The organism is Arthrobacter sp. UYP4 (genome assembly GCF_057291175.1).
The window spans coordinates 125,468-138,986 of sequence record NZ_JBXAVU010000004.1 but is presented as its reverse complement, the minus strand read 5'-3'; the positions used below and the strand labels follow the sequence as shown (position 1 = coordinate 138,986).

At 70.6% G+C, this 13,519-nt stretch carries 10 protein-coding genes and 2 riboswitches; of the genes, 4 read left to right on the top strand and 6 right to left on the bottom strand.

Features of this window, described 5'->3' with window-relative positions; genetic code table 11:
• Positions 1-197: 197 nt before the first annotated feature.
• From AC0Z9V_RS14660 to AC0Z9V_RS14640, 5 genes are all read right to left on the bottom strand, one after another.
• The gene (locus AC0Z9V_RS14660) at positions 198-752 is read right to left on the bottom strand and encodes an HPP family protein (protein WP_485141955.1); all 555 of its coding nucleotides are present in this window, start codon (positions 750-752) and stop codon (positions 198-200) included.
• Positions 749-1,210 (bottom strand): hypothetical protein, encoded by a 462-nt coding sequence (locus AC0Z9V_RS14655; protein ID WP_133079982.1) that lies wholly within the window; start codon positions 1,208-1,210, stop codon positions 749-751. The genes AC0Z9V_RS14660 and AC0Z9V_RS14655 overlap by 4 nt, the downstream gene beginning before the upstream one ends.
• The gene (locus AC0Z9V_RS14650; RefSeq protein WP_485141954.1) at positions 1,207-3,687 is read right to left on the bottom strand and encodes a molybdopterin oxidoreductase family protein; all 2,481 of its coding nucleotides are present in this window, start codon (positions 3,685-3,687) and stop codon (positions 1,207-1,209) included. Before AC0Z9V_RS14650 ends, AC0Z9V_RS14655 begins: the two co-directional genes overlap by 4 nt.
• A gap of 104 nt (positions 3,688-3,791) precedes the next feature.
• On the bottom strand, positions 3,792-4,823 hold the full coding sequence (locus AC0Z9V_RS14645) for an LLM class flavin-dependent oxidoreductase (protein WP_459269136.1): 1,032 nt from the start codon (positions 4,821-4,823) through the stop codon (positions 3,792-3,794).
• Between the two features lie 121 nt (positions 4,824-4,944).
• The gene (locus AC0Z9V_RS14640; protein ID WP_485141953.1) at positions 4,945-5,994 is read right to left on the bottom strand and encodes an SGNH/GDSL hydrolase family protein; all 1,050 of its coding nucleotides are present in this window, start codon (positions 5,992-5,994) and stop codon (positions 4,945-4,947) included.
• Positions 5,995-6,208: 214 nt separating this feature from the next.
• Positions 6,209-6,310: riboswitch (glycine riboswitch) on the top strand.
• Positions 6,311-6,413: riboswitch (glycine riboswitch) on the top strand.
• 54 nt (positions 6,414-6,467) lie between these two features.
• Between AC0Z9V_RS14640 and gcvP the strand changes: the two genes are divergently transcribed.
• From gcvP to AC0Z9V_RS14620, 4 genes are read left to right on the top strand one after another with little or no spacing between them, the layout of a single operon-like run.
• A complete protein-coding gene (gene gcvP, locus AC0Z9V_RS14635; protein ID WP_485141952.1) occupies positions 6,468-9,335 on the top strand; it encodes an aminomethyl-transferring glycine dehydrogenase in 2,868 nt (955 codons plus the stop codon).
• A 13-nt stretch (positions 9,336-9,348) separates the two neighbouring features.
• Positions 9,349-10,479: a glycine cleavage system aminomethyltransferase GcvT gene (gene gcvT / locus AC0Z9V_RS14630; protein WP_208740442.1), complete on the top strand. Its 1,131-nt coding sequence runs from the start codon at positions 9,349-9,351 to the stop codon at positions 10,477-10,479.
• Positions 10,476-11,849 (top strand): L-serine ammonia-lyase, encoded by a 1,374-nt coding sequence (locus AC0Z9V_RS14625; RefSeq protein ID WP_485141951.1) that lies wholly within the window; start codon positions 10,476-10,478, stop codon positions 11,847-11,849. Before gcvT ends, AC0Z9V_RS14625 begins: the two co-directional genes overlap by 4 nt.
• 6 nt (positions 11,850-11,855) lie before the next feature.
• Positions 11,856-12,662: a methylenetetrahydrofolate reductase gene (locus AC0Z9V_RS14620; protein WP_485141950.1), complete on the top strand. Its 807-nt coding sequence runs from the start codon at positions 11,856-11,858 to the stop codon at positions 12,660-12,662.
• Between the two features lie 125 nt (positions 12,663-12,787).
• On the opposite strand, the gene AC0Z9V_RS14615 is transcribed toward AC0Z9V_RS14620, so the two are convergent.
• Complete coding sequence (locus AC0Z9V_RS14615; protein ID WP_485141949.1) at positions 12,788-13,516, bottom strand: GAF and ANTAR domain-containing protein; 729 nt, start codon at positions 13,514-13,516, stop codon at positions 12,788-12,790.
• Positions 13,517-13,519 lie beyond the last annotated feature (3 nt).

Here is a 13,519-nt window from a genome sequence, read left to right as displayed (position 1 = left end):
CCTGCTCCTCTTCCTGCCGCCGGTTCCTGCGCTCCCCCGGGTCGGTGCCCCGGGGGAAGCTACCCGCCGGCTCCGGTGGACGGCCCGGAACCGGCGGGAAGATCAGGGAGTGCTGCACTCCTGGTTCCCACTCTGGCCCGCGTCACTCAATGGCGGCGTGGCGGAAGGGCGAAAGAAAACCGAAGAAAAGGCGAAGGCTAGGGTCGCGTGTCGGCTCCGGACCCTGCCGGCCGGGTGCCGAGGAGCAGATTCGCACCCCAGCCGAGTGGGGTCAGCACGACGACGGCTGCCGCCATGACTCCGAAGTGGGCCGGTGTGTGGAGGATGCCGAGGCTCACGATCAGGGTGGTCGCCCCGGCCGGTGGATGGGGGAGCCCGACCCGGGTCAGGACGAGGGTCGTCAGGGCCACGGAGACCGCCCCCGCCGCCACGTGGTAGCCGGTCACGCCGCCCACGGGCGCCGGTGGAAAGGCTCCGATGTGGAACCCGTAGAAGCAGATGACCCCTGCGGCGAGGCCGACGCCGTGGCCCACGAGGGCGTTGACGGGCCGGGACGCGGGCTGCTCGGGTGACTCGAAGAACAGCATCACAGTCGGCCCGAGGCTCGGGAACAGCCACGGGAGGTGGGTGAGCAGGCCCAGCAGCCCGAGGACGGACAGCGTGACCAGGCTCAGGGCCGCGGCGTACAGGCCGGCTCCCAGATCACCGCGGGCCTTCCGCAGACGGGTGAGCACCGATGTCCTGCCGCTCACCGCGCCACCAGCAGGGCCTGCGGGGCTGACTGCTTCATCCGGGTCCGGAGCCAGCGGCTCTGGAGATCGGCGTCCTGTTCGCAGCGCTCCACGATGTCGAGCAGCTGCCTGTCCCGGCTGCCTGCCGCCGCCTGGCCCACCATGGTCCACATGATGTCCAGGTGGTGGACGAGGACGTACAGGTCCTGGAGGTCGAGCAGCAGTCCCAGGGGGCCGGCACGCACCTCGACGACGCCGTCGGCCGTCACCCGGTGCTCCTCCTCGCCCTCGACGTCGGAGCCGAAGCGTCCGATCACCGGTTGCAGCCGTTCGACGTGCCGGTCGCACTGCTCGGCGAGCGTCCGCACGATGAAGTGCACATCGGGTTCGTCCGAGTGGCCCTCCGCGACCACCCTGAACGAGCGGGCCAGGATCTGCTCGGCCTCCGCCAGGAGGCCGAGGTAGACGGGCAGCTTCACGGCTGCTCCTCCCGGGAGGCCACGGCCGGGGGTGCGACGTCGGGGAAGGTCTCCGTCGCCTCTCCCGACCGACCCCCCGCGGTCGGCGGGACGCCGCCGCGGGCCGGCCTGGACGCACCCGTGGTCGGTGCGGGCGCCGGACCGCTCGCGTTCCGGAGCTTCTCGACCCGTACGGCGGCGTTCTTGAAGACCGGCTGCTTGGACACGGGATCCCACTCGGTCATGGTGAGCTCGTTGGCCGCGTGGTGGCCTCCCGCCGACCGCCCCCCGCCGTCGTCGTCCCAGTAGCCGTAGTGGAAGGGGGCGAAGACCGTGCCCTCACGGAGGTCGCCGATCCGCACCGGGACCTCCAGGTGGCCGCGCCTCGATCGGACGGAGACGACATCGCCCTCGGCCAGGCCGAGCCGGCGCGCGTCGGGGACCGACACCTCCAGCCATGCCCCGGGCGCGGCGCGGTCCAGGGCGCGGCTGCGCCCGGTCTTGGTCCGGGTGTGGAACTGGTAGACCGTCCGCCCTGTGGTGTACCGCAGCGGGTACTCGTCATCGGGTTCCTCGTGCGGTGGGCGGTAGTCCTCGCTCTTGAGCCAGGCCTTCCCCGGTTCGACGGTCGCCCGGTACAGGACCGGGCCCGTGGCCGCGCCCGTGAGGAGATCGTGCCCGTAGGACTCGCAGTGGTCCGGGTCGGTCGGGAAGTCCCCGTCCGGATAGAGCCGGACCGTCCCGTCGGGGTGCTCGTCGTTGCAGGGCCACGGGATGCCGCTGCCCCCGCGCAACCGTCCGTAGCTGATGCCCGTGTAGTCGCAGGGCCTGCCACGGCTGCACTCCTGCCACGCCCGGAACCCGTCCTCCGGGCCCGCCCAGTCCAGCAGCGGCCTGCCGCTGCGGGTGCGGAAGTCCATCCGCCGCGAATAGTCGAGGAACACATCGAGATCGCTCTTCGCCTCGCCGGGCGGCTCCACGGCCTTGTCCGACAGGTGCACCGTGCGGTTCACGTTCGTGAAGGTGCCGGTCTTCTCCCCCCAGGCTGCGCAGGGGAGCACCACGTCGGCGTATCGTGCGGTTTCCGTGAGGTACAGGTCCTGCACCACGAGGAACAGTCCTTCGGAGCCGAGGATCCGGCGGATCCTCTCGAGCTGCGGCATGGACACGGCGGGATTGGTCGCGGAGATCCACAGGAACTCGATGGAGCCGGCCTCCGCGTAGCGGAAGATCTGCATTGCATGGGTCGGCGGGGCCCAGTGCGGGATGATGTCGGGGTCCACGTCCCACAGGCTGGCCAGCTCCTGGACGTGCTGCGGATTCTCCCAGTTCCGGAAGCCCGGGAGGTCGCCGTCGGCCCCGCACTCGCGGTTGTTCTGCGCCGTCGGTTGCCCGTTCATCTGCAGGATCCCGCTGCCCTCCTTCCCGAGCATGCCGCGCAGCAGGTGCAGGTTGTTGACCTGGCAGGACGCGGCGGTCGCCTGTGCCGACTGGTAGAACCCCTGCAGCACGGTGGAGAGCACGCGCTCGCTGGTGCCGAAGATCTCGGCCGCCCTCCGGACGTCCTCGGCGTCGACACCGCAGGTCTCGGCGACCGCCTCGGGCGTCCACCGCTCGACCGTGGAGCGCAACCGGTCGATGTTCAGGGTATGGTCGGCGATGTACCGCTCGTCGATCCAGCCGCGGTGGAGCAGTTCCCGCACCAGGCCGTTCATCAGGGCGAGGTTGGTGCCGGGCCGGACGGCGAGATGGACCTCGGCGACCCTGGCCACCTCCGTCCCACGGGGATCCACGCAGACGACGCGCGGCGGATTGGGCCCCGCGAGCCGGTCCAGCACCCGCATCCAGAGGACGGTCTGCGTCTCGGCCATGTTGTGCCCGAAGAGGAACATGGCGTCGCACTCGTCGATGTCGACGTAGCTGCCCGGTTGGCCGTCGGAGCCGAAGCTCTCCTTCATGGCCGTGGCCGCCGTCGCCGTGCACAGGCGCGTGTTGCCGTCCATGTGGGGCGTCCCGATACCGGCCTTGCCGATGATCCCGAGGGCGTAGTACTCCTCGAGGAACAGCTGCCCGGTGGTGTAGAAACCGTGGCTCAGAGGACCCCTGGTGGACAGCAGTTCCCTGCTCCGCCCCACGATGCGGTCCATGGCCGTGTCCCAGTCGGTCTCGACCAGTTCGCCGTCCACGCGGACGAGCGGGCGGGTGAGGCGGTCCCCGTTGTCGACGCCCTGCCAGCTTCCGAAGAGGCCCTTGGGGCCGAGCCGGCCGTGGTTGACGGTGTCCACGGCGCGGCCACGCACACCGACCATGCGCCCGTCCTTGACTGCGATGTCGCACCCGCAGCCGTTGCTGCACAGGACGCAGGCGGACTGGACCCAGCGGTCGACCTCGTCCTCCGCAACGCCCGGCGCGAGGGACTGGTCGACGCGCACGGGCCAGCGCTCGTCCCGGGCATAGGGGGTCCGGGTACCCCAGACGTCGGCAATACGATCGACCACGGCGGTTCCTCTCGACGGGGTGGGGCGCGCGGTGGCGCGTCCGCGTCACGCTACCGCCGCCCTCCCGCCGCCGCGAGGAGAAGTTCGTCCCGGCTGGTCCTTGCCTAGGCGAGCATCTCCCGGACCATGGGGATGACCTTGGTGCCGTAGAGCTCGATGCTGTGCATGAGCTTCTCGTGGGGCAGCGGGCCGGCGCTGTACTTCATGTCGAAGCGGTCGATCCCGAGCGTCTGCGCCGTCGTGGCGATCTTCCTCGCGACGGTCTCCGGCGAGCCGACGTAGAGCGAGCCGGAGTCCGCCTCCTGGTCGAACTCGGCGCGGGTCGTGGGGCCCCAGCCGCGCTCGCGGCCGATGCGGTCCCGCATGATCCGGTTGTCCGGCCACAGTTCCTCGCGGGCCTGCTCGTCGGAGTCGGCGATGTAGCCCGGGGAGTGGACGCCGATGGGCAGCGTGGGCTGCCCGAGCTGGGTGAGTGCCCGGTGGTACAGGTCCACGTAGGGGGCGAACCGGGCCGGGTCGCCGCCGATGATCGCGAGCATGAGCGGCATGCCGTACCGGGCCGCGCGCACCACCGATTCGGGGCTGCCGCCGACGCCGATCCAGGTCTTCAGGCGTCCGCCGTGCGTCTTCGGGTAGACCTCGTGGCCGGTGAGGCCGGGGCGGGTGCTTCCCGACCAGGTGACCGGGCCCTCCTTGATCAGCTCGGAGAACAGGTCGAGCTTCTCCTCGAAAAGGCGTTCGTAGTCGGAGAGCTCGTAACCGAACAGGGGGAAGGACTCCGTGAAGGACCCGCGGCCCAGGATGACCTCGGCGCGGCCGTCGGAGGCGGCGTCGAGCGTGGCGAACCGCTGGTAGACGCGCACGGGGTCGTCCGAGCTGAGGACCGTCACGGCCGAGCCGAGACGGATGCGCGTCGTCTGCCCGGCGATCGCTGCGAGCACCGTCTCGGGGGCGGAGACGGCGAAGTCGTCGCGGTGGTGCTCGCCGACGCCGATGAAGTCGACGCCGACCTCGTCGGCGAGGACCGCCTCCGCGATGACGTTCCGGATGACCTGCGGGTACGGGACGGGATTGCCGTCCTGTCCGCGCGTGACGTCCCCGAAGGTGTCGAGTCCGAGTTCCAGTTCGCGTGCCATCGTGTTGCTCCCGTGCTCTGCGTTCAGGCCCGCCCTGGGCCTGCCAGTAGAACCGGCCACCCACCCCTGTTATTCCATGCAAACGTATGGACATTGGTACAGGCGGATGGGAGATCGGGATTCAGTCCGCTCGATGGCCGTTCTGGCGGGCCTCCGCGGCGCGGTCGGCGCGTGCGATGCTCGCGGGGTCCGCGAGGTCCACGCCCGCGCGTGCGGCGGCGGCTCGCGCGGCAGGGCTCTTCAGGTCCGGCGCGACGAATTCCTTCGGTGTGATCCCGGCGTCCTGGGCGGCATGGTGGGCCTGCTGCCCGGCCAGGGCCGGAGCCGAGAGCTCCGCGGCCTGCACGGTCGCTGCCGTGACATCGACGCGGCTCCCGGTGAGGGCTGGACCGAGCAGGGGGACGTAGCCGGCCGCGTGGCCTGCCCGGTTGGGATGGTAGGAGTCCGACACGGGATTCGACAGGCCGTTGAGCCACTCGACGTCGTCGCACACGGCATGCCCCGTGAAGGCGGCGGTCGGGTTGCGGAAGGTGAAGCCCGCCGCTGCTGCCGCTGCCGCGGTCGTGCTGTTCAGCAGGTCCGCCGTCGCGTTCAGGCGGGCCTCCTCCTCCGGCGAGAACCAGGTCGCCGCGTTGCAGTCCTCGCCGTTGAAGATCCGCGGGTAGCCGGCGATCGTCACGGACGCCTGCGGTGCGCGCGCCCGGACCTGGCCGTACAGGGAGGCGAGGCTCGCGGGCAGCCGGTTCACGATGACGGCCCGGGCGCGGTCGATCGCCGCGTTGCAGTTGCTCATCCAGGCCGGCTTGGCGCACTCGGTCAGGACTGCCACGAACGAGGCGTCGTTGCCGCCGACGCTGAGCGAGACGTACGCCGTCGCCGGCGTCAGCGCGCTGAGCTGGGTGGTGACGACATCGGGGATGGTGGCGCCGGAACAGGCGCGGAAGTCCAGCGAGTAGCCCTTGGCGCTCGCGATCAGGGACGGATACGCGTAGACCGAGCGCTGGCAGGCGGAGCCGTCCGCCAGGTAGGCCCGCGTCCCCGTCCCCGAGGAGTAGGAGTCACCGAGGGCGACGTACGACGGGCCGGCGGCCATGGCCGGAGTCGCGCCGGGCACGACGGCGGCCAGCAGGATCAGGGCCATTGCCAGCGACCGCAAGCGGGGGATCGACATCGATGCTCCAGGTGCTCAGGGGTTCTCCGCCCACGCTAACCCCGCACGGCGACAGCTGGGGAGCCAGGACGACCGGATTCCGCCCGGGACTTCCGGTCCTCCTGGCGAGGGGGTAGGGTTCGGCCTCCGCCCCGGTCGTCTTTGCCTCCGGTCCGTGCAGCGCGGTAAGCTGTGGGACGGCTCACACGCCGAGAACCCCAACTGAATATGCCCTCGATCTGCAGCGGGAGAGTTCTGCCGTTGACTCAACACCGGCAGGCGCCGTAGGAGCAAATCCTCCCCAGGAATCTCTCAGGCCCAGTACCGCTGCGGGTAGGCAACTCTGGAAAGCAGCATCGGGCCGGCCCCGGCGCTCACCGACGGTGCAAGCAGGCACGGAGCCCTGCGGAAACTCTCAGGTCCCCTACAGAGCGGGGAGGAACCCGACCAGGCACGCGCGCGCCCGCGCCCCCTTTCTGACGTACGGAGTTCCCATGACCGCCTCACCCGACCAGGCTTCCGGCACAGCATCCACCTTCGCCGACCGGCACATCGGCCCTCGTTCCTCCGACGCCGGGCACATGCTGGAGGTCCTCGGCTACCCGAGCCTCGAGAAGCTCGTGGACATGGCCGTCCCCGCGAGCATCCGCCTGGACCGTGGGCTGAACCTGCCCGCGGCCCTCAGCGAGACCGAGGTGCTGGCACAGCTGCGACGCATCGCCGGCCGCAACCGGACCGCCGTCCAGATGATCGGCCAGGGGTACTTCGATACCGTGACGCCGCCGGTGATCCGCCGCAACGTCCTCGAGTCGCCCGCCTGGTACACGGCCTACACGCCCTACCAGCCGGAGATCTCCCAGGGCCGCCTCGAGGCCCTCCTGAACTTCCAGACGATGGTCCAGGACCTCACGGCCCTCGACATCGCCAATGCCTCGCTGCTCGACGAGGCCTCCGCCGTCGCCGAGGCCGTCCTCCTGATGCGCCGCTCGGGCAAGAACAAGGGCCGCACGGTCATCGACGCCGACGCCCTGCCGCAGACCGTCGCCGTCGTGCGTGGTCGTGCCGAGGCGCTCGGCTTCGACGTCGAGGTCGCCGATCTCTCCGCGGGCCTGCCCGACGGCGACATCAACGGAGTGGTCCTCCAGCAGCCCGGCGCCTCCGGCGCACTGCGCGACCACGCGGCCGTCGTCGCCGCGGCAAAGGAACGCGGCGCACTCGTCACGGTCGCCGCCGACCTCCTGGCCCTGACGCTCATCACCGCTCCGGGTGAGCAGGGCGCGGACATCGCCGTCGGGTCCGCCCAGCGCTTCGGTGTCCCCCTCTTCTTCGGCGGCCCCCACGCCGCCTACATGGCCGTCCGCAAGGGCCTCGAGCGCATGCTGCCCGGACGCCTGGTCGGCGTCTCCAAGGACGCCGACGGCGCACCCGCCTACCGTCTCGCCCTGCAGACGCGTGAGCAGCACATCCGTCGCGAGAAGGCCACGAGCAACATCTGCACCGCCCAGGCGCTGCTGGCGATCGTGGCATCGATGTACGCCGTCTACCACGGCCCCGAGGGGCTCACGGCGATCGCGCGGACCACCCACCAGCGTGCCGTCGAGCTCGCCGATGCCCTCGCGGGGTCCGACGCCGCCGTCGTGCACGACGCGTTCTTCGACACCCTTCTGGTGCACGTGCCCGGAAAGGCCGCGGAGTACGCGGACAAGGCCGAGGCGCAGGGCTACAACCTCCGCCGCGTCGACGCCGACCACCTCGGCATCTCCTGCGACGAGACGACGACCCCCGAGCACGTCGCCGCCGTCGCCGCCGTCTTCGGCGGCTCCCACACGGGGTCTGCGTCCGCAGCGCGGATCCCCGCCGACCTGCACCGGACGTCGGACTTCATGACGCACCCCGTCTTCTCGCTGCACCGCTCCGAGACCGCGATGCTCCGGTACCTCCGCCGGCTCTCCGACAAGGACCTCGCGCTGGACCGCACCATGATCCCGCTGGGCTCCTGCACCATGAAGCTCAACGCGACGGTCGAGATGGAATCGATCTCCTGGCCGGAGTTCGCCTCGATCCACCCCTTCGCACCCGAGAGCCAGACCGAGGGCTGGCGCGAGCTGATCACCGACCTCGAGGAGCGCCTCGCCGAGATCACCGGGTACGACCGCGTCTCGCTGCAGCCCAACGCCGGGTCGCAGGGCGAGCTCGCCGGCCTCCTCGCCATCCGCGGCTACCACCGCTCGCGCGGCGACGAGAACCGCACCGTCTGCCTCATCCCGTCCTCCGCGCACGGCACCAACGCGGCATCCGCCGTCCTGGCCGGCATGAAGGTCGTGGTGGTCGGCACCGCGGCCAACGGCAACATCGACCACGACGACCTCCTCGCCAAGATCGAGCAGCACGCCGAGAACCTCTCGGCCATCATGATCACCTACCCCTCCACGCACGGCGTGTTCGAGGAGGACGTGCGGTGGGTCTGCGAGAAGGTGCACGGCGCGGGCGGCCAGGTGTACATCGACGGCGCCAACCTCAACGCGCTGGTGGGCCTCGCCCAGCCGGGGGAGTTCGGCGGCGACGTCTCCCACCTGAACCTGCACAAGACCTTCTGCATCCCGCACGGCGGTGGCGGACCGGGCGTCGGGCCCGTCGCCGTGGCATCGCACCTCGCGCCGTTCCTGCCCGGGGACGCGAACCGCGACATCGCGACCGACGGTGGCCCGGCGGCCGAGGGCGGCACCCCGGTATCGGGTTCGATGTACGGCTCGGCCGGCGTCCTGCCCATCTCCTGGGCCTACGTGGCCCTGATGGGTTCCGAGGGACTGACCAGCGCGACGGCGCATGCCCTGCTCGCGGCCAACTACGTCGCCGCCCGCCTGACGGAGCACTTCCCCGTGCTCTACACGGGCGTGCAGGGCCTCGTGGCGCACGAGTGCATCCTGGACCTCCGCCCGCTGACCGCCGCGACCGGCGTCACCGCGGAGGACGTCGCCAAGCGGCTCATCGACTACGGGTTCCACGCGCCGACGCTGTCGTTCCCCGTCGCGGGGACGCTCATGGTGGAGCCGACGGAGTCCGAGGACCTCGCCGAACTGGACCGCTTCATCTCCGCCATGATCGCCATCAAGGGCGAGATCGACCGTGTGGCGGCCGGCGAATTCAGCATCGAGGAGAGCCCCCTGCGGCAGGCCCCGCACACCGCCCAGGTGCTCATCGGTGACGAGTGGACGCAGGCCTACCCGCGTGAGCTCGCGGCCTATCCGCTCCGCTCCCTGCGGCACGACAAGTATTTCCCGCCGGTGCGAAGGATCGACGGCGCCCACGGCGACCGCAACCTCGTCTGCTCCTGCCCGCCCATCGAATCCTTCGAAGACTAGGAACCCGCTGTCCATGAGCGAGCAGAGCAAGCACACAGCCCTGTACACCCAGCACGAGGCGCACGGAGCCTCGTTCACCGACTTCGGCGGGTGGCAGATGCCCCTGAAGTACCGGAGCGAACTGGAGGAGCACCACACGGTCCGCAAGGCCGCGGGCCTCTTCGACCTGTCCCACATGGGGGAGGTGCTCGTCAGCGGGCCGCAGGCCGCGGAGTTCCTCAACTACGCCCTGGTCAGCAACCTCGCGGTCCTCGCCGTGGGCAAGGCGAAGTACTCGCTGATCTGCAACGAGGCGGGCGGGGTGATCGACGACCTCATCACCTACCGGCTGACCGGGGACTCCTTCCTCGTGGTGCCGAACGCCTCCAACGCGCCCGTGGTGGCCGAGGAGCTGCGGCTGCGCGCCAAGGGGTTCGACGTCGCTGTGGAGGACCAGTCGGACACCACGGCCCTCGTCGCGGTACAGGGCCCCACGGCAGAAGCGGTCCTCCTCGATCTCGCGCGCCCCGAGGACGCCGCCGCCATCCGGGACCTGAAGTACTACGCCGTGGTGGAGCTCGAGCTGGCTGGACTCCCCGTGCTCCTGGCCCGCACGGGCTACACGGGAGAGGACGGCTTCGAGATCTTCCTCGGCGGCAACGTCGCGGTGCGGCTCTGGAACGCAGCGCTGGAGGCGGGCGGGAAGCACGGACTGCTGCCCTGTGGCCTCGCGGCCCGTGACTCGCTGCGGCTGGAGGCCGGCATGCCGCTCTACGGTCACGAACTCGGGCTCGACACCACTCCGTTCGAGGCGGGCCTCGGACCCGTGGTCAGCACGAAGAAGCCTGACGACTTCGTGGGCCGTTCGGTGCTCGAACCGCTGAAGGCGGTCGAGCCGGCACGCCGTCTCGTCGGACTCCGGGCGGTCGGCCGCCGGTCGGCACGGGCCGGGTACGACGTCGTCGTGGACGGCGCGGCCGTCGGCACGGTGACATCGGGGCTGCCGAGTCCCACGCTCGGCTACCCCGTGGCGCTCGCCTACGTGGACGCGGCGTACGCCGCCGTCGGCACCGAGGTGCAGGTGGACCTCCGGGGGCGGCCCGAACCCTTCACCGTGATCCCCACGCCGTTCTACAAGCGGCGACCCGCCGGATCGCCGCAGTGACGATCAGCGCGTTCGACCTCTTCAAGATCGGTATCGGGCCGTCGAGTTCCCACACGGGCGGACCGATGACCGCGGCCTACCTCTTCACCGAGGTGCTGCGTGCCGGCGGCCTCCTGGCCGGCGTGCAGCGGGTCCGTGTGGAACTCTTCGGGTCGCTGGGCGTCACCGGCCATGGCCACGGGACGGTCAAGGCCGTACTGCTGGGACTCGAGGGGGACCAGCCCCATCTCGTGGACCCGACCTCGGCCGATGCCCGCGTGGCCTACATCGGCGAGTGCCGGTCGCTGAACCTCGCAGCCGAACAGCGCATCGAGTTCGATCCGGAGACGGACGTGGTGCTGCACCGCCGCCAGCGTCTCGACTACCACACCAACGGTATGCGGTTTACGGCATATACAGCGGCGGACGAAGTGATACGTACAAGGGAATACTTCTCGGTGGGCGGCGGTTTCGTGCTCGACGAGGACGAGATCGGCTCCGAGACCGTTGCCCTCAAGCCGGTTCCGGTGGCCCATCCCTTCGGTACCGCCGACCAGCTGCTGGGCATCTGCCGGGTGACCGGCTGGTCCTTCTCCGACGTGGTGCTCGCCAACGAGCTGTCCTGGCGCCCGGAGCGCGAGGTGCGGGCCGGGCTGCTGGAGATCTGGTCGGTCATGCAGGACACCATCCGGCGGGGGACCACCACGGGCGGCATCCTGCCCGGCGGGTTGAGCGTGCGACGCCGCGCCGAGCGCCAGCGCCAACTGCTCGAGAAGGCGGACGACCCGAACGACCGCCTCGGGACGATGGAGTGGGTGACGCTCTTCGCCCTGGCCGTCAACGAGGAGAACGCCGCAGGCGGGCGGGTGGTGACGGCGCCGACCAACGGTGCCGCCGGCATCATCCCCGCCGTCCTGAAGTACTACGTCGACTTCGTGCCGGGAGCCGACGACGACGGCGTCGTCCGCTTCCTGCTGGCAGCAACGGCGATCGGCTCGCTGTTCAAGAAGAACGCCTCGATCTCCGGCGCCGAGGTGGGGTGCCAGGGCGAGGTCGGTTCCGCCTGCGCCATGGCGGCAGGTGCGTTGGCGGAAGTGCTCGGCGGCACGCCCGAGCAGGTCGAGAACGCGGCCGAGATCGGCATCGAGCACAACCTCGGGCTGACGTGCGACCCCGTGGGCGGCCTGGTCCAGATCCCGTGCATCGAGCGGAACGCGGTCGGAGCCATGAAGGCCATCACGGCCGCTCGGATGGCTGTGCGGGGAGACGGCCGACACCACGTCTCGCTCGACGTCGCCATCAAGACCATGCGCGACACCGGCGCGGACATGATGGACAAGTACAAGGAGACCGCGCGCGGCGGACTCGCCCTCAACGTGGTGGAGTGCTGACCGTCGATGACTGACCTGCCGGTCCGCGTGGAGGTCATCCCGTCGGAAGGCATTGCCGACCGTCTCCGCGAGCACCTGCCCGCCCCCGCCGCCCTGACCGTCACGTGCCTGCCGCACCACGGCCCGCGGGAGGCCGTGGGCCTGGCGGTGGACCTCGCGCGGGCCGGCTACACCGCCATCCCGCACCTGGCCGCGCGGTCCGTGACCGGCCGGACGGAGCTGGCCGGGTACGTCGAGCGGTGCGCCGACGCGGGCATCGGTGACGTCTTCGTGATCGGCGGGGATGCCACTGCGGCCGCCGGGCCCTACGCCTGGAGCGGGGCGCTCATGGAGGACATCGCGGATCTCTCGGGCGGGGTGCTGCGGATGGGGATGGCCGTGTATCCCGAAGGGCACCCGGGCGCCACAGGCGAGGAACTGGTCAGGACGATGCTCGCCAAACAGCCGTTCGCGTCCTGGTGCGTCACCCAGCTCTGCTTCTCACCGGACACGCTGCGGGGTTACCCGTCGCGGTTGCGGCTCCAAGGAGTGGGCCTGCCGGTGTGGGCGGGAGTGCCGGGCCCGGTGCGCATGGCACGGCTGGTGCGGCTTGCAGGCAGGATCGGGGTGGGGCAGTCCCTCGGCTTCCTCAAACGCTCCGCGGGCGCCTCGAACTCCGGGTCCGCCGTCAGGCAGTTGCTCTCGTCGGCGTCCTACGACCCGGGTCCGCTGGTGGGGGCGGTGCGTGCCTCCGGGTACGCAGGCCTGCACCTGTACAGCTTCAACGACCTCGCCGGACTCGCGCAGTCGGGGCCGGCTTCCGCCGCCGGGTGAACTCCCCGACGGCGAACTCCTCGCCGGAGGACTCCTCCCGGTCGGTACGGAGCCGGTGGAAGCCTTCCGGACCGTGCTCGCCCCGGACTCCTGCCCGCGGGTGATCGCGGAGAGCGACCGCCCTGTCAGTCCGAGAAGTGCGTACGCGCCGGCTCGGCGGACACTCCGCCGACGATCCTGTGCGCGATCTCGCGGATCTTCAGGTTCTGGGCATTCGAGGCGCGTGTCAGGACCGCGTAGGCCTCCGCCTGGGTGCAGCGGTTCTGGCCCATGATGATCCCGATGGCGATGTCGATGGTGGTCCTCGACTCCATCGCCGCCCTGAGGCCCGAGGACGTGTCGGCCTGCCGGGAGACCCGGAGGACCATCTGCAGCGCCTTCGCGGACTGGAGGGCGAATCCCTCCGCCAGCGCCTGGGTGGTGCTGGTGAAGGTCCCCGGCTCGGCCGCGTAGAAATTCAGCGCCGCCCCGCCCTGGCCGTCGAGGACCAGGGGAACGCCCATCATGGCGAAGTACCGGTGATCGGCCACCGCCGCGAAGTAGTCGGGCCAGCGTCCGTCCGTACGGGCGTCGTCGACGATCACGGTCCTGCCCGTGCTGATGGCGTGCAGGCAGGGACCGTCGCCGAAACCGTACTGGATCTCGTCGAGCGTCCGTGCCTCCTCGCTGCTGGAGGCCACCGTCGTGGCCAGGTCCTGGTGCCGGTACGTCACTCCGCACTGCACCTCGACGGAGCGGCCGAGGATCCTCGAGGAGAGACCGGCGAGATCCTCCAGGAACTGGTCGACGGTCTCGTTGGTCAGCATGAGGTCCTGGAGTTCGGCTGCGGCCGCCTGTCGATGCTCGTCGTTCACCCG